13 protein-coding genes are annotated in these 15,697 nt (G+C 71.5%); 12 read left to right on the forward strand and 1 reads right to left on the reverse strand.

Features of this window, described 5'->3' with window-relative positions; all coding sequences use genetic code 11:
- Positions 1–48 precede the first annotated feature (48 nt).
- The 11 genes from MMB17_RS14750 (at position 49) to MMB17_RS14800 (ending at position 12,173) form a co-directional block, all read left to right on the forward strand.
- Positions 49–1,242: an inositol-3-phosphate synthase gene (locus tag MMB17_RS14750; protein WP_241099258.1), complete on the forward strand. Its 1,194-nt coding sequence runs from the start codon at positions 49–51 to the stop codon at positions 1,240–1,242.
- Positions 1,242–2,156 carry an HD domain-containing protein gene (locus MMB17_RS14755; RefSeq protein WP_241099260.1) on the forward strand — a complete coding sequence of 305 codons (915 nt, stop codon included), beginning with the start codon at positions 1,242–1,244 and terminating at the stop codon, positions 2,154–2,156. Before MMB17_RS14750 ends, MMB17_RS14755 begins: the two co-directional genes overlap by 1 nt.
- Before the next feature lie 28 nt (positions 2,157–2,184).
- Entirely contained in the window at positions 2,185–3,369 is a 1,185-nt protein-coding gene (locus tag MMB17_RS14760) for a class I SAM-dependent methyltransferase (RefSeq protein WP_241099262.1), read from the forward strand.
- A complete protein-coding gene (locus MMB17_RS14765) occupies positions 3,369–4,373 on the forward strand; it encodes a Gfo/Idh/MocA family protein (protein WP_241099263.1) in 1,005 nt (334 codons plus the stop codon). The genes MMB17_RS14760 and MMB17_RS14765 overlap by 1 nt, the downstream gene beginning before the upstream one ends.
- Before the next feature lie 103 nt (positions 4,374–4,476).
- Positions 4,477–6,093, forward strand: a complete 1,617-nt coding sequence (locus tag MMB17_RS14770) for a YcaO-like family protein (protein ID WP_241099264.1) — start codon at positions 4,477–4,479, stop codon at positions 6,091–6,093.
- Positions 6,090–6,983, forward strand: coding sequence for a sugar phosphate isomerase/epimerase family protein (locus tag MMB17_RS14775; protein ID WP_241099265.1), 894 nt, complete (start codon positions 6,090–6,092; stop codon positions 6,981–6,983). Before MMB17_RS14770 ends, MMB17_RS14775 begins: the two co-directional genes overlap by 4 nt.
- On the forward strand, positions 6,980–8,203 hold the full coding sequence (locus MMB17_RS14780) for a glycosyltransferase family 4 protein (protein ID WP_241099266.1): 1,224 nt from the start codon (positions 6,980–6,982) through the stop codon (positions 8,201–8,203). The genes MMB17_RS14775 and MMB17_RS14780 overlap by 4 nt, the downstream gene beginning before the upstream one ends.
- A complete protein-coding gene (locus tag MMB17_RS14785; protein ID WP_238312539.1) occupies positions 8,200–8,964 on the forward strand; it encodes a PIG-L deacetylase family protein in 765 nt (254 codons plus the stop codon). The genes MMB17_RS14780 and MMB17_RS14785 overlap by 4 nt, the downstream gene beginning before the upstream one ends.
- Positions 8,948–9,583: a uracil-DNA glycosylase gene (locus MMB17_RS14790; RefSeq protein ID WP_241099267.1), complete on the forward strand. Its 636-nt coding sequence runs from the start codon at positions 8,948–8,950 to the stop codon at positions 9,581–9,583. The genes MMB17_RS14785 and MMB17_RS14790 overlap by 17 nt, the downstream gene beginning before the upstream one ends.
- A 260-nt stretch (positions 9,584–9,843) precedes the next feature.
- Complete coding sequence (locus MMB17_RS14795; protein WP_241099268.1) at positions 9,844–10,884, forward strand: lysylphosphatidylglycerol synthase domain-containing protein; 1,041 nt, start codon at positions 9,844–9,846, stop codon at positions 10,882–10,884.
- Between the two features lie 8 nt (positions 10,885–10,892).
- Positions 10,893–12,173, forward strand: a complete 1,281-nt coding sequence (locus MMB17_RS14800; RefSeq protein ID WP_241099270.1) for an ATP-binding protein — start codon at positions 10,893–10,895, stop codon at positions 12,171–12,173.
- Between the two features lie 45 nt (positions 12,174–12,218).
- Here MMB17_RS14800 and MMB17_RS14805 read toward each other — a convergent pair whose 3' ends face one another.
- The gene (locus MMB17_RS14805; protein ID WP_238312410.1) at positions 12,219–12,662 is read right to left on the reverse strand and encodes a translation initiation factor 2; all 444 of its coding nucleotides are present in this window, start codon (positions 12,660–12,662) and stop codon (positions 12,219–12,221) included.
- A 512-nt stretch (positions 12,663–13,174) separates the two neighbouring features.
- Here MMB17_RS14805 and MMB17_RS14810 point away from each other — a divergent pair.
- Entirely contained in the window at positions 13,175–15,658 is a 2,484-nt protein-coding gene (locus MMB17_RS14810) for a heavy metal translocating P-type ATPase (RefSeq protein WP_241099272.1), read from the forward strand.
- The last annotated feature ends 39 nt before the right edge of the window (positions 15,659–15,697 follow it).

Raw genomic sequence — 15,697 nt, forward strand, 5'->3', positions numbered from 1 at the left:
AAACGACCCGTACCGCGCGTCCCAGCCACAGCAGAAAGTCCAGTTCCGATGAGCAAGCAGACCGGTCGCCGCGTCGGCGTCGCCTTCGTCGGCATGGGGGGGGCTGTCGCCACCACCGCCATCGCCGGCATCGAGATGATCAAGTCCGGCTCCAACCGGCTCGACGGCCTGCCGCTCGCCGCGCTCTCGGTCCAGGGACTCGCGGATTACAAGGACCTCAGCTTCGGCGGCTGGGACCTCAACGGGGACGACCTCGCCGCCGCCGCCGCCGGCCACGGCGTTCTGACGAAGCAGGACATCGAGAACGGCGCCCAGGTGCTCAAGGGCATCACCCCCTGGCCCGCGGTCGGCAGCGCCCAGTTCTGCAAGAACATCGACGGCGCCAACCGCATCGTCGCCAAGGACCATCGCGAGACGGTCTCGATCATCGCCAACGACCTGCGCCGCTTCCGGGCCGAGAGCAATCTCGACGAGGTGGTGATGGTCAACCTCGCCTCGACCGAGCGCTGGCCCGACCTCTCGGCCCCCGTGCTGAACTCGGTCGACGCCTTCGAGAAGGGGCTCGACACGAGCGACGAGTCGATCAGCCCGGCGATGCTCTACGCCTATGCCGCCATCAAGAGCGGCGTGCCCTACGCGAATTTCACTCCGAGCGTCGCCGCCGACGTGCCCGCCCTGCTCGACCTCGCCCGGCAGATGAACGTCCCCGTCGCCGGCAAGGACGGCAAGACCGGCCAGACCATGATGAAGACCGTACTCGCCCCGGCCCTGAAGGCCCGGGCGCTGCATGTCGACGGCTGGTTCTCGACCAACATCCTCGGCAACCGCGACGGGCTCGCCCTCAACGACCCGTCCTCGCTGCAATCGAAGATCAACACCAAGGGCAGCGTGCTCGATTCGATCCTCGGCTACCCGGTCGAGGACCACCTCGTGCACATCCACTATTACCGCCCCCGCGGCGACGACAAGGAAGCCTGGGACAACATCGACGTCACCGGCTTCCTGGGCCAGCGCATGCAGATCAAGGTGAACTTCCTCTGCAAGGACTCCATTCTGGCCGCGCCCCTCGTCATCGAGATCGCCCGCGTCCTCGATCTCGCCAAGGCCCGGGGCGAGGGCGGCGTGCAGGAGCAGCTCTCGAGCTTCTTCAAGGCGCCCATGGTCCGGAACGGGCACGGGCCTGAGCATGATTTCGGCAAGCAGCAGGCCATGCTGCTCGACTGGCTCGGCGGCGTGCATTGATGGACTTCGAGGCCTCGCCCGCGGCGCCCCTGGCGCTGCGGGACCTCCTGGTGGAACTCGGCGACCTGAAACGGGTCCGCTCCGCCGGGCGCGACGGCTCCATCGCCGAACGGCTCTTCGCCCAGGGCTGGGTCGCCCTCACCGGCGGCGCGGAACCCGAGACGGTGGCCCTCCGGATCACGGCGAACGCATTGGCCGCGACGCGCCTCTGCGACATCGACGAACCGTTCCTCGCCTCGGCCGGCCTCGACGAGGCCCAGGCGGCGGAGATCCTCGTGGCCGGCTTCGACGCCGTGACGGGGGCCGTGGAAGAACCGCTGCGCTCCCGTCTGCGGGCGCATCTGCGACACGCCGCGCCGCTGCCTGCCGGCGCGCTGCCGCGCTTCGTGCCGGCGCTCGCCTGCCAGCCTCGGGCCGGCGTCACCTGCCCCGGCAAGCCGCGCATCCTGCTGGAGCCGCCGGAGAACCACGCCGAGCATTGCCTGGTCGTCGCGGTCTACGGCGTCTGCCTCAGCCCGTTCTACCGGGCCGACCCCACCACCGTCTTCCTCGCCGCCCTGGCGCATCACGTCCACAATGCGGAGATGCCGGATGCCGGCTTCACCGGGGAGATGCTGCTCGGCGACCATCTCTGGCCCATCGTCGGCCGCCTCTCCGAGCGCGCGCTGAACGAACTCGACGCGCCGCTGCGCGAGACGGTCGCCCGCGCCCGCGCCGTCCTGCCGGACGATTCCACAGCCGAGGGGCGCGCCTTCCACGCGGCGGATTCGATCGACCGCGTGCTGCAGATCGCCCAGCACCTGCGGGCGGCCTCCCTCACCATGGAGACGGTGCTCGGGGAGATGGAGCTGGTCCATGCCGGCCCCGTGAAGGGGTTTCAGGATCGCGTCCTGCGCGACATGCATATCCCATGATCGCGCTCGGGCCTTATCTGTCCTGCCCATGATCCCGTTCGATCCCCTCTCGCCGACGACCGGCAACCGGCTGAAGGCCGACGGCCCCCACATCCTGAAGGATGGGGGGACCGGCGAGCGCTGGCCCGTGATCGACGGCATTCCCTATCTGCGGGTGGGGCGCGACGAGCTCGTCGCCCACACACTCGCCGCCATCGACAAGGGCGCGACCGAGGAGGCCCTGATCGGCCTGCTCGCCGATCAGGACGATTGGTGGAACGGGCCGGCCGCCGACCCGGATTCCCTGCACCGCCTCGTCGCGGACCGGACCCGGGCGACGCTGCGCGAGGCGGTGGACCTGCTCGGCTGGGGCCGGGTGGGCGACTACTTCGTCAACCGCTGGACCGACCCGACCTATCTCGCCGGGCTCAGCCTGCTCGAGGCCCATTGGAACGAGCCGGCCTGCGTGTTCGAGCTCGCCTGCGGCATCGGGCATTACCTGCGCGAGATGCTCCGGCGCGGCTGCAAGGTGGCGGGCGGCGACGTGGTCTTCGGCAAGCTCTGGGTCGCCCGCAACTGGGTGGTCGGGCCGGATGCGCAGTTGCTCTGCTTCGATGCCGCCTCGCCGCACTGGCCGGTGCCGGCGGCCTCCGTCGACCTCGCGCTCTGCAACGACGCCTTCTACTTCCTCGACGACAAGGCCCGGGTGCTCGAATGCCTGCGCCACACCGCGGGGGAGGAGGGCTGGCTGGCCCTCAGCCACATCCACAACAGCGGCTGCCCGGGCTTCTCGGCGGGCAAGGCGGTCTCGGCCTCGGAGATCGAGGAGCTGTTCCCGGACGGCCTCGTCTACGACGACGCGGAGCTGACCCAGGCCCTGGTCGAGGCGCGGGCCCCGCATCCGCGCGAGCCCAACGCGCTCAAGACCTGCGAAGCCTTCTCCCTCGTTGCCGGCCCCGGCATGCGCCCGGCGCCCCGCGCCGTGCTCGACGGCATCACCCTGCCGCCGGCGGATGCGCATCTGCGCCTCAACCCGCTCTACGTGCCGGACTCCGGCGGCGGCTTCGCGATCCGCTGGCCCTCCGAGCGCTACGAGGCCGAATACGCAGACCGCGTGACCTATCCACTCCGCTCCCACGGTCCGGACGCGATCATCTGGGACGGCGACCTCCAGGCGGCCGAGGCCGAGCGGATCCGCCGGCGCGAATTCGTCGATCTGCCGGAGCGTTGGTGATGGGCGACCGCGTCGGCTGGGGCATCGTCGGCTACGGATGGGTCGCGCGCGACTACATGATGCCGGCAATCGCCGCGGCGGGGCACCGCCTCGTCGCCGTCGCCGATCTCGATCCGCGGGCACGGGCGAAGGCGGAGGCGGACGGCGCCCGCGCCCATGCCGATCTCGCAGACCTGATCGCGGAGGACGAGGTCGAGGCGGTCTATGTCGCGACCCCGAACCACCTGCATCGTGAGGCCGTGGAGGCGCTTGCCGCCAGCGGCAAGGCCGTGCTCTGCGAGAAGCCGATGGCGGCCTCCCTGGCCGATGCCGAGGCGATCACGGCGGCGGTCTGGCGGGCTGGCGCCTTCTACGGCACCGCCTTCGACCAGCGGCACCACCCGGCCCATATCGCCATGCGCGAGGCGATCCGGGCGGGGCGGCTCGGCACGGTGACGAGCGTGCGCATCGTCTATGCCTGCTGGCTCGGGCGGGACTGGGCCGCTTTCCAGGGCCAGGACAATTGGCGCATCGACGCCGGCCGGGCCGGCGGCGGCGCTCTGATCGACCTCGCCCCCCACGGGATCGACTTGGTCGACTTCCTACTCGACGAGCCGCTCCGCGACATCGCCGCCCTGACCCAGGCCCGCGCCCAGGATTACGCGGTCGACGACGGCGCCGTGCTCGTCGGGCGGACGGGATCGGGGGCGCTCGCCCAGCTCCATGTCGCCTATAACTGCCCCGACCCGCTGCCCCGGCGGCGCCTGGAAGTCGTCGGCACCGCAGCCCTCCTCACCGCCGAGGACACGATGGGCCAGACGGCGGGGGGCCGCCTCAGCTTCACCGGGGGCGAGACCGGCCTGTCCGAGCCGGTCGCCTTTGACGAGACTCTTTCGCCCTTCGTGCAGCAGGTGCGCAGCTTCAGCGCTGCCCTGCGGGACCCGGAGGGCCGCGCCGCCTACTCGGCCGAGCGCGACCTGCACACCATGCGCCTCGTCGCCCGCGCCTATGCGGGAGCGGCCTGAACGACGACACGGGGAGGAGACCGGACCGCGAGGCCGCACCGTCCCGAGCCGGGGAGGGGCGCCCCAGCGGGACGGGAACCGTTCGAGCAAGGACCGGAACGCCATGACCACGACCGCGCTCGACCAGGACGACCGGGCTCGCCACGCCAGCCTGAAGGCCCCGCGGCGGTACCGCTACGGCGCCCCCCGCCGGATCGAGGGCCTGCCCGAGCGGCTGCCGGATGCGGTGCGCGCCTATCTCGACGTGCTGCCCGAGGGCCGCATCGTCGGGTTCAACATCGCGCCCCTCGACCGCACCGGCATCCCGGTCTGGTTCGTGGCCTTGTTCCTCGACGACCCCTTCTTCGTGGGCGCCATGCCTTCGGGGATCGGCTACGGCGCCACCGACGACGAAGCCCTGATCGGTGCCGTCGCCGAGATCGCCGAGAACCTGATGTCCTCCGTCAGCTTCCCGGAGCGGGCGAAACGCTACGAGACCGGGATCGCCTATCACGACCTGGTGCGGGTGCACGGCGCCTCATCGGTGGCCGACCCGCTGACCCTCTGCCTGCCGGCGGGCTCGCCGGTCGGACGCGACACGCCCCTCGATTGGGCGCCAGCGATCCGCGCCTGCACCGGCGAGACCGTTCTGGTGCCCCTCGACATCGCCGCGACCGACTATTTCGAGCTGCGCCCGGGCTACACCCCCTTCACCAACCTCATCACCAACGGCCTCGGCGCAGGGCCGGACACCGCCTTCGCCCTCGGCCACGGCCTGCTCGAACTGCTGCAGCGCGACGGCAACGGCCTGCTCTTCCGCGCCCTCGACCAGGGGGTGATGCTCGACCTCGACGGCATCGGCCCCGAGACCCGGGGCATGCTCGACCGCCTCGCCGCCCTCGGCATCCGGGCGCTGCCGAAATTCGCCACCGACCAGTTCGGCCTGACCAATCTCTACGTCGTGGGCTACGACGAGAACCCGGACGACGCCCCCGCCCCGATCGCCCTCTCGGCCTGCGGCGAGGCCTGCGACCCGGACCGGGAGCGGGCCCTGCGCAAGGCGCTCCTCGAATTCCAGGCCGCGCGGGTGCGCAAGACCTTCGGCCACGGCCCGCTCACGCTGGCCGACACGGTGGCGCCGCCGGGCTACGTCCAGGCCTTCATCGACAAGGCCCTGCCGAGCCTCGACCTGGAGGAGAGCCGGGCCCTCCAGGCCATGCTCGCCTGGATCGAGCTATCCAAGACCGAGCTGCGGGACGTGCTGGCGGACACGGTCTACGCCCAGCGCTCGACCAAAGCCTTCTCGACGCTGCCCACCACCGAGGCGCCGGACGGGCAGGCCCGCGGCCGCATCGCCCGGGAGCGCCTGGAGGCGGAGGGCTTCGACGTGCTCTATGTCGATTGCGCCCCGACCGGCTCCGGCATCGGCACGGTGAAGGCGATCGTGCCCGGTCTCGAGGTCGAGACCATGAGCTACTACCGCATCGGCGAGCGCAACGCCCGCAAGCTGATCGAACGCGACCATCCCCTGATCCGCTTCGGAGCGCCGACGGAGACCCTGAAGCCGGTTCGTCTGACGCCGGAAGCCCTGGAGCGCTTCGGCGGCCAGCCGCTCTTCGACGTGGCGCTGGCCGAGAAGATCATGGGCTCGCATTATCCCCTCTATCGCGAGCCGGAATCCCACCACGCGCCCTTCCGCTACGAGCGGCAGGGGTGCCGGGCTGAACGGAGGCGCGCATGACCCTGCGCTTCGCCTACAACACCAACGGCACCGCCCACCATCGCATCGAGGATGCGATCCGCCTCATCAAGGATGCGGGCTATGACGGCGTCGCTCTGACCCCCGACATCCACCACCTCGATCCCTTCGCCGAGAACTGGGTGGTCGAGGCGGACCGCATCGCCAGCATCCTGAAGCGGCTGGAACTCGGCTGCGTCATCGAGACGGGCGCCCGCTTCCTCCTCGACCCCACCGCCAAGCACGAGCCGACGCTCGTCACCGCGGACGCCGCCGGCCGCGCCCGGCGGGTCGGCTTCCTCAAGCGGGCCATCGAGATCGGCGGGATCTTGGAGGCGGAGGCGGTCTCCTTCTGGGCCGGCGTGCTCAAGCCCGGCATCGACCGGTCCGAGGCGCGGCGCTGGCTGATCGAGGGGCTGACGGAGGTCGCCGGCTTTGCCGCCGAGAAGGGCGTGGTCGCGGCCCTGGAGCCGGAGCCCGGCATGCTGATCGAGACGCTCGACGATTTCGCCGCCCTCGACCTGCCCGGCCTGACGCTCGCCCTCGATACCGGCCATTGCCTCGTCACCGGCGAGCGCGATCCGGCCGCGGCCATATACGAATTCGCCCCCCGGCTCGGCACGGTGGCGATCGAGGACATGAAGCGGGGCGTGCATGTGCACCTCCCCTTCGGCGAGGGCGACATGGACGTTCCTGCCGTGCTCGACGCCCTGGAGGCGGTGGACTTCCGGAAGCTCGTCTGCGTCGAGCTGTCCCGCGAGAGCCACCGGGCCGACGTGATGGTGGCCCAGGCCCTCGACCACCTGCGCAGCTGCCGCCGGCCGGGTCCCGGCCTGCCACCGCCGGACGCGACACCCCGCGAAACCCCGATCCCGGGATTGCCGACCGCATGAGGATCTGCTTCGTCAGCCGCCGCTACTTCCCGGCGATATCCGGCATGAGCGTCTACGCGCAGAACCTGCTGCGCGAGCTCGTCGCCGCGGGTCACGACGTCACGATGATCTCGCAATATCGCGGCGACGCCTTCGGCACGCGGGTCTATGGCGGCGGGCCGCCCCCGGCGGTGCCCGGCGTGCGGGTGATCGGCCTGGAGCAGCGCGGCGAGCAGGACGGCGGCGATTTCGAGCGCGATATCGACACCATGGTCGCCACGATCCGCGCCGAGCACGCGCGGAGGCCCTTCGACATCCTGCACGCGCAATACGGCTACCCGACCGGCTGGGCGGTGCTGCTCGCGGCCAAGCGGATCGGCGTGCCGAGCGTGGTCTCGATCCAGGGCGGGGACGGCCACTGGGTCGGCTCCTGCTGCGAGACGCACCGCGTCGCGATGTGCACGGTTCTGGCCGAGGCCAATGCCCTGCTGATCGGCGGCCGATCCTTCGTGAAGGAGGTCTGCGACCGCCTCGGCTCGGACCCGGACCGTTTCACCATCGTGCCCGGCGCCGTCGACACCGCCCGGTTCACGCCGGGGGAGGGGGATCGTGCCGGCCCGGTGCGCCTGCTCTATCACGGCCGCGTCGACCGCCGGAAAGGCGTGCTCGACTTCCTCGACGCCCTGGCCCTTCTGAAGCAGCGGGGCACGCCCTTCGCCGCCACGATCTCCGGCATCGGCCCGGACGTCGCGCCGTCGCAGGAGAAGGCGCAGGCCCTCGGCTTCTCCACGGACGAGGTGCGCTTCACCGGCTATGCCGCGTACGACACCGTGCCCGAGCTCTACCGGGCGGCGGATGTCTTCGTCTCGCCGACCTATGCCGAGGGCTTCTCCAACACGATCCTCGAAGCCATGGCCGCCGGTCTCGCCGTGGTCTCGACCCATTCCGTCGGCGTGTCGGATTGCCTGCGCGACGGCGAGAACGGCCTCCTCGTCGAGCCGGGCGACGTGACGGCCCTGGCCGGGGCGCTCGTGCGGGTGATCGCGGACGAACCCCTGCGCCGCCGCCTCGCCCGCGACGGCCTCGACGAGTGCCGCCGGGTCTATTCCTGGAGGGCGGTGGGCCGGCAGATCATGGAGGTCTACGCCGCCATCCGGAACGAAGCGCCCCGGACGGGCTTTTCAGACCTCCTGCCGCACGATCCCGCCTGCCGATTCCGCAAGGAGCCGCATCTGCTCTGATGCCGACCGCGCTCGCCATCTCGCCCCATCTCGACGACGCCGCCTTCTCCGCCGGGGGCCTGCTCGCGCATCTGGCCGCCGCGGGCTGGGAGGTGGTAGTCGCCACCGTCTTCACGGCCTCGGTGCCCCACCCCCAGGGCTTCGCCCTGGCCTGCCAGCTCGACAAGGGGCTGTCCGCGGAGACCGACTACATGGCCCTGCGCCGGCAGGAGGATGCGGCGGCCATGCGGGCGCTCGGCGTCGCCGAGCCGGTGCACCTGCCCTTCCGCGAGGCGCCCCACCGCGGCTACGAGTCGGCCCCGGCGCTGTTCGACGGCATCCGGCCCGACGACCGGATCGAGCTCGGCCTCGCGGACGCCTTCGAGCGGCTGATTCCCGACATGGAGCCGGATCTGGTGCTGGCGCCCCAGGCCATCGGCGGCCATGTCGACCATGTCCATGTCGTGCGCGCCCTCCAGGCGGTCTGCCGCCGGAGCACGGCGCTGTGGTGGCGCGACTTCCCCTACACCGTGCGCGTCCCCGCGCCGAAGGAGCCGTGCCGCACGCGCTTCGCCCGCCTGCCGGTGGCGACCCTGCGCTTCGGCGCGGGGACGGAGGCGCGCAAGGAAGCCGCCTGCGCGGCCTATGCCAGCCAGATCGGCTTCCAGTTCGGCGGCCCCGACGGCCTGGCCCGGCGGCTCGCCGCCGAGGAGCGCACCGAGCGCTTCCGCCTGTCCGGCCGCGCCCCGGCCGTCGCCGGCCTCGATGTCGCGGCCGCCTGAGCCGGCCGCGCCCAAGAGCTTCCGCGATCCCGCTGTGCTCGCGGCGCGCCTGACCTTGCGCGACGCCCCCCACGTCGCCCCGCTCGGGGCCTTCGCCCGGCGCATCGCAGCGGAGCGTCGGGCGCCAGTGCCGGACCCGGATCCCCTCGATGGTGGAACCGGCGCGCGGCTGCTCCTGCTCCTCGAGACACCGGGTCCCGCGATCTTCGGCACCGGCCTCGTCTCCCGCGACAACGCCACCGGCACCGCCGCGAACCTGTTCCGCTTCCTCGCCGAGGCCGGCATCGCCCGGGCCGACACCCTGATCTGGAACGCCGTACCCTGGGTGATCCACGCGGAGGGCGCGCACAACCGGGCGCCCACCCGAGCCGAGGCCCTGGCCGGGGCGGCCTATCTCGCGCCTCTCCTCGATCTCCTGCCCCGTCTCGCAGTGGTGGTGACGGCAGGCCGCTTCGCCGCTCGGGCGGCGGCGCCCCTCGGCGCCCTGCGCCCGACGCTCCCGGTGATCGCCGTGCCGCATCCGAGCCCGACCTATGTCTGCACCTCGCCGAGCGTGGCAGAGCGGATCCGGGCCGGCCTGCGCGAGGCCGCGGCCCGCCTGACGCACGATCCCGTGTAGAATCCGTCGGAGACGGGCGAAGTCGTCGCCCTCGCTGGCGTTTGCCCGGGTAACGGCCTACATGCGGCGGGTGGGCCGGCACCGGTATCGCCCGGGCCGGTCTCGTCGCGGCCGGCCCTCGGCACATGTTCGAGCGAGGTGTCTCCCGGCCCGCGTGAAGGACATGCGCAAGACCGGACGCTCGGGGCGTGTTCCGCGGATCCCCGGATCGCGGAGCGGGCGCCGATTAACGCGATCAGCGGGAGCAGACGCCGTTTCAGATGAACTTCGCGGGTAAGCGGAAGGACCTTTCGCAGGCCGAGCCGGTGAAGCCGGACCAGGCCGGCGACAGAGCGGCGGCGCGCCAGGGCAGCTTCCGGGGACGCTATGCCTGGATCGGCACGGTGGCGAGCCTCGTGCTCATCGCGATCTCGCTGTTCGTTCTCTGGAAGCTCTCGGAAGAGATCACCTGGGCCGAGCTGCACAGCGCCTTCACGAGCGTGACCGGCGGCCAGCTCTGGCTCGCCTTCCTCTTCGTCGGCGTGAGCTACCTGTTCCTCACCTGCTACGACGCCCTGGCGCTCAAGCAGTTGCGGCTGAAGATGCCCTACCGCATCACCGCGCTCGCCTCCTTCACGAGCTACGCGGTGAGCTTCACCCTGGGCTTCCCGCTCTTCACGGCGGGCACCGTCCGCTACTGGATCTATTCGAGCCGCGGCCTCTCCGCGGCCAAGATCGCGGCCCTCACGGTGATCGCCGGCTTCACTTTCTGGCTCGGCATGGGCGTGGTGCTCGGGCTCAGCCTGATCGTGGAGGCCGGCCAGCTCGCGAGCCTCACCTTCACCAGCATCGAGCTGAACCAGGGCCTCGGCTTCGGGGCGCTGCTGCTGGTGCTCGGCTACCTCGTCTGGGTCTCGGTGAAGCGCCGCTACATCAAGGTGCGGCACTGGCAGCTCGAACTGCCCGGGGCCACCGTCTCCTTCAGCCAGATGCTCGTCGGCATCGGCGACGTCTGCTCGGCGGCGGCGGTGCTCTACGTCCTGCTACCCCATGAGCTGAACCTCGGCTTCACCACCTTCGTCGCGATCTACGTGCTCGCCGCGATGCTCGGCATCGCCTCCAACGCCCCCGGCGGCCTCGGCGTGTTCGAGGCGACCATCCTGCTCGCCCTGTCGAGCCTGCCGCGGGACGAGGTGCTCGGCTCGCTGCTCCTCTTCCGGGTCTGCTACTATCTCGTGCCTTTCGCCCTGGCGCTCGCCCTGCTGGGGCTGCATCAGGGCGCCCGGCGCCTGCACCGGCGCCGCGCCGCCAACGATCCCTGACGGACGCGATGCTCGGCACCGCCGGCTCTCCCCCCGCGTGGTTCGGCGCGGCCGTCGCCGCGAGCGTCCTCGCCCTCGTCGCGGCCCTGCGCGGACGCCTGGATCTCGAATTCCTGCTCGCCTGCCTCGTCGCGGTGGCGATTGGAGCCTTCGCGGCCCGGGCGGCCCGCCAGCCCATGCTGCGGAAGGCCGAGGAGCGGCCCATGGCCGAGCGCCACGCCATCGCGGAGGCGCTGCTCGCCAACATCCCCGATCCGGTCATCCTGGTCGATCGCCGCGCGGTGGTGATCGAAGCCAATCCGGCAGCCCGGGCTCTGCTGCCCGCCCTCAAGCTGCGCCACCCGCTCTCCTTCGCCCTGCGGTCGCCGGACGTGCTGGACGCCATCGATGCCGTCCTGCGCAACGGCCAACCGCTCAAGACCGGCTACGCCACCCGCGTGCCGCACGAGCGCGCCTTCGAGGTCCAGATCGGCGCCCTGCCCATGCCGGACGCGAATGGCGGCGGCGCGCCCAATGTCGTGCTGTTCCTGCGCGACCTCACCTCCGCCCGGCGCCTTGAGGCCATGCGGGTGGATTTCGTGGCCAATGCCAGCCACGAGCTGCGCACGCCGCTCGCCTCGCTCCTCGGCTTCATCGAGACCCTTCAGGGGCCGGCCCGGGACGACGCGAAGGCGCGGGAGACCTTCCTCGGGATCATGCGCACCCAGGCCCAGCGCATGACGCGGCTGATCGACGACCTGCTCTCCCTCTCGCGGATCGAGCTGCGCGAGCACATGGCTCCGACCCAAGCGGTCGATTTCTGTGCGCTCACCCGGCAGATGGTGGAGATCCAGGCCCCCCTCGCCCGCGAGCGCGGCGTCGCCATCACCTTCGAGGGGCCGGAGCATGCCTGCCTCGTGCTGGGCGAGCGCGACGAGCTACAGCGCGTGGTCGAGAACCTGGTCGAGAACGCCCTCAAATACGGCAGCGAGGGCGGCCTCGTCGCGGTGACCCTGGAGCGGGGCGAGGCGGAGGGCGGGAAGCCGGCGCCCATACGGCTGAAGGTGCGCGACGAGGGCCCGGGGATCGCGCCGGAGCACATCCCGCGGCTCACCGAGCGCTTCTACCGGGTCGACGTAGCCTCGAGCCGCCAGCAGGGCGGCACAGGGCTCGGTCTCGCCATCGTCAAGCACGTCCTCAACCGCCACCGCGGCCGGCTCGTCATCGAGAGCGAGGTCGGCCACGGCACCACGGTCAGCGCGATCCTGCCGGAACACCGGGAGCGCCCGCCCGAGCCGCCCCCGGTCTGAGCGCGAGGCCGGTCCCGACCGAGCCGGGACCGGCTCCGTGCGGTCCTACATGCCCGGTTCGCCGGCACGGGGCGCGCGGCCGCGCTTGTGGAGCACGGGGGGAGTGAGCGGGGTGAGCCGCGCGAAGACCGGGTTCGGGGAGTGGTCCAGGGCCGCGCCGGTATAGGCATCCACGCCCATGCCGATCAGGCCGCCGGCCAGCACGTTTCCGGCAAAGCCCGCGGCGCCGCCCGCGACGACCTTGGTCCGCACGGGGATCGTCTCCGGCCGATGGCCCGGCAGCGTGAAGGTCGCGTCGAACTCGTCGGAGCGCTCGACCTGCAGGGTGCAGGGGGTGGCCGGGCAGGCATATTTCGAATTCGTGGTCATCGCCGCCCCGGACGGTTCGGAGACGAAGGCGATGCTCTCGCTGGTCCCGCGCACCACGCTTCCGCAAGCGCAGAGCGATACGGCCAGCAGAGCGGCCGAGGACAGTTTCACAATGGACATGTCGTTCCCCCAAGGCCGCATACGTTGGCGGCCCTGGCCTCATGCGGGGAGAACCCGCATCAAGCAAGACGAGACCCGAAGCCATCTACGGAAATGCAATCATGGAATGCAGTTTTTCGACGCATTCCCTGAAATCCGATTTCCAAATGACTAATTTACGCGAGCGCCAACACGCACGCCCGCACAGTAATTTCAGAATTTATCGCATTGAATAACAATTACAGGTTGTTTTATGCAAGCACGACAATCGTGATAGGGGGCGACCAGATAAAATCCTCATCACAGCGTCCTGCCATCGATCAGCCCCTCTCCCTCGTCATCGTGAGGCGGAGCCGGAGCAATCCAAAGCGCTCCCTTCCCGGACGCGACACCGCCCCCAAACCATCGCTCACGGCGATTTCGAGAGGCACGGTGCAGAGGGCCGCAGGCGCGGCGCCCCGCCAGCCCTTGACCTTCCCATGATGGGAAGCCCTATCTGAACGGGCATGGACCCTCGAAGCGATCTTTCCCCCATGCCGGCCGAAGCCGCCGAGGCCCCCGCTGCGACGGGGCCGCTGCGGCACCTCGTCCTGCCCGTCGAGGGCATGAGCTGCGCCTCCTGTGTCGGCCGCGTCGAACGGGCGCTCGCGGCCCTGCCGGGCGCGCGCGACGTCGCGGTCAATCTCGCCACGGGCACGGCCTCCCTCCGTCTGCCCGAAGCGGCGGACCCGGCCGCGGTGCCGGAGACGATCCGCGCGGCGGGGTACGACGTCCCGGAAACCGTCACCCGGATCGGCATCGAGGGCATGAGCTGCGCCTCCTGCTCCGCGCGCGTGGAGCGGGTGCTGAACGGGCTGCCCGGCGTGACGCAGGCCGCCGTCAACCTGACGACCGGCCGGGCGGAGATCCGCCACGCCGGCGGCTTTCCGAGCCGAGAGGCCATCGAAGCCGCCATCCGCGCGGCCGGCTACGAGCCGCGGGCGGTCGAGGAGGGCTCCTCCGACGACCGGGCCGCGCGTCAGGCCCGCGAGGCCCAGCACCTGCGCCGGGACACCCTGGTCGCGGCGCTCCTCACCCTGCCCATCGTCGTGCTCGACATGGGCGGCCACCTCGTCCCCGGCTTCCATGAGCTCGTGGGCCAGCGGCTGGGGGAGGGGGGCGCCGTGCTCCAGGCGCTGCTGGCGACGCTGGTGCTCGCCATCCCCGGCCGGCGCTTCTTCGCCGCCGGCCTGCCCGGGCTGCTGCGCGGGCATCCGGACATGAACGCCCTCGTCGCCCTCGGCTCCGGCGCGGCCTATCTCTATTCCCTGGTCTCGACTATCGCGCCCGATTGGCTGCCTCCGGGGACGGCGCATCTCTACTTCGAAGCCAGCGCGGTCATCGTCACGCTGATCCTGCTCGGACGCCTGCTGGAAGCCCGCACGAAGGGCCAAACCGGGGCTGCCATCACCCGCCTGATCGACCTCACCCCCAAGACCGCCCGCGTCCTGCGCGGCGCGACCGAGCAGGACGTGCCGATCACGGAGCTCAGGCTCGGCGACATCGTCCGGGTTCGTCCCGGCGAACGCGTCGCCGCGGACGGCATCGTCGTGGCGGGGGCGAGCTATGTCGACGAAAGCATGGTCAGCGGCGAGCCGGTGCCGGTCGGCAAGAAACCCGGCGACCGCACCATCGGCGGCACGCTCAACACGAGCGGCAGCCTCGATCTGCGCGTCGACAGGACCGGCGCCGACACCATGCTCGCCCAAATCGTGCGCATGGTCGAGGCGGCACAGGGGGGCAAGCTGCCGATCCAGGCCCTGGTCGATCGGGTCACGCTCTGGTTCGTGCCGGCGGTGATGGCGGTTTCGGCGCTCACCGTCCTGGCCTGGCTCGCCTTCGGCCCGAGCCCGGCGCTCGGCCAGGCCCTGGTCGCGGCCGTGGCCGTGCTGATCGTCGCGTGCCCCTGCGCCATGGGGCTCGCCACGCCGACCTCCATCCTGGTCGGCACCGGCCGGGCTGCGGAACGGGGCGTCCTGTTTCGCGAGGGGACGGCGCTCCAGGCGCTGCAAGACGTGAAGGTCGTCGCCTTCGACAAGACCGGGACCCTGACCGAGGGACATCCACGCCTTACGGATCTGATCCTCGCCGAGGGCGTCACGCGGGCACAGGCCCTCGCCCTCGCCGGCGCGATCGAGAGCCGCTCCGAGCATCCGATCGCGCGGGCCGTCGTCGCGGCCGCACGGGACGAGGCGATCACGCTGCCGCCGGTCGAGGCATTTGCGGCGGAGGCTGGCTTCGGCGTCTCCGGGCGGATCGACGGGCGCAGCGTCGCCATCGGCGCCCGGCGCTTTATGGAACGGCTCGGCATCGCCACCGAAGGCTTCGCCGCGGCGTCGGACGACCTGGCCCGGCAGGGCCGCAGCCCGCTCTATCTGGCCTTGGACGGCAAGATCGCCGCGCTGTTCGCCGTCGCCGATCCGATCAAGGCGGAGGCACGGGGAGCCGTCACCGCGATCCGGGCCGGCGGGCGGCGTGTCGCCCTGATCACGGGCGACGGCCGCGCCACCGCGGAAGCCGTGGCGCGCGAACTCGGCATCGAGGACATCGTCGCCGAGGTCCTGCCCGGCGGCAAGGTCGAGGCGCTCAAGTCCCTGCGCAGCGCCCATGGGCCGGTCGCCTTCGTCGGCGACGGCATCAACGATGCGCCCGCCTTGGCGGAAGCGGATGTCGGCATCGCCATGGGGACGGGCACGGACATCGCGGTCGAGAGCGCGGATGTGGTGCTGATGACCGGCCGCACCACCGGCGTGGCCGAGGCGCTGGCCCTCTCCCGGGCGGTGATGGCCAATATCCGCCAGAACCTGTTCTGGGCCTTTGCCTACAACGTCGCCCTGATCCCGGTCGCGGCCGGGCTGCCCGCGGCCCTTGGGGGCCCGCTCTTCTCGCCGGCGCTCGCCGCGGGGGCCATGGCGCTCTCCAGCCTGTTCGTCCTCGGCAACGCCCTGCGCCTGCGCCGGGCGGGAGCGGCGACGTGACGGGCCACGTCACCATCGGCGAGGCCGCCCGCGCCACCG

Source organism: Methylobacterium organophilum, from assembly GCF_022533465.1.
Classification (GTDB): domain Bacteria; phylum Pseudomonadota; class Alphaproteobacteria; order Rhizobiales; family Beijerinckiaceae; genus Methylobacterium; species Methylobacterium organophilum.

Excerpts from the sequence above, each read along its gene's own strand:
- MMB17_RS14750 (WP_241099258.1), top strand. The coding sequence starts at position 49 with ATGAGCAAGCAGACCGGTCGCCGCGTCGGCGTCGCCTTCGTCGGCATG.
- MMB17_RS14755 (WP_241099260.1), top strand. The coding sequence starts at position 1,242 with ATGGACTTCGAGGCCTCGCCCGCGGCGCCCCTGGCGCTGCGGGACCTC.
- MMB17_RS14760 (WP_241099262.1), top strand. The coding sequence starts at position 2,185 with ATGATCCCGTTCGATCCCCTCTCGCCGACGACCGGCAACCGGCTGAAG.
- MMB17_RS14765 (WP_241099263.1), top strand. The coding sequence starts at position 3,369 with ATGGGCGACCGCGTCGGCTGGGGCATCGTCGGCTACGGATGGGTCGCG.
- MMB17_RS14770 (WP_241099264.1), top strand. The coding sequence starts at position 4,477 with ATGACCACGACCGCGCTCGACCAGGACGACCGGGCTCGCCACGCCAGC.
- MMB17_RS14775 (WP_241099265.1), top strand. The coding sequence starts at position 6,090 with ATGACCCTGCGCTTCGCCTACAACACCAACGGCACCGCCCACCATCGC.
- MMB17_RS14780 (WP_241099266.1), top strand. The coding sequence starts at position 6,980 with ATGAGGATCTGCTTCGTCAGCCGCCGCTACTTCCCGGCGATATCCGGC.
- MMB17_RS14790 (WP_241099267.1), top strand. The coding sequence starts at position 8,948 with ATGTCGCGGCCGCCTGAGCCGGCCGCGCCCAAGAGCTTCCGCGATCCC.
- MMB17_RS14795 (WP_241099268.1), top strand. The coding sequence starts at position 9,844 with ATGAACTTCGCGGGTAAGCGGAAGGACCTTTCGCAGGCCGAGCCGGTG.
- MMB17_RS14800 (WP_241099270.1), top strand. The coding sequence starts at position 10,893 with ATGCTCGGCACCGCCGGCTCTCCCCCCGCGTGGTTCGGCGCGGCCGTC.
- MMB17_RS14805 (WP_238312410.1), bottom strand. The coding sequence starts at position 12,662 with ATGTCCATTGTGAAACTGTCCTCGGCCGCTCTGCTGGCCGTATCGCTC.
- MMB17_RS14810 (WP_241099272.1), top strand. The coding sequence starts at position 13,175 with ATGCCGGCCGAAGCCGCCGAGGCCCCCGCTGCGACGGGGCCGCTGCGG.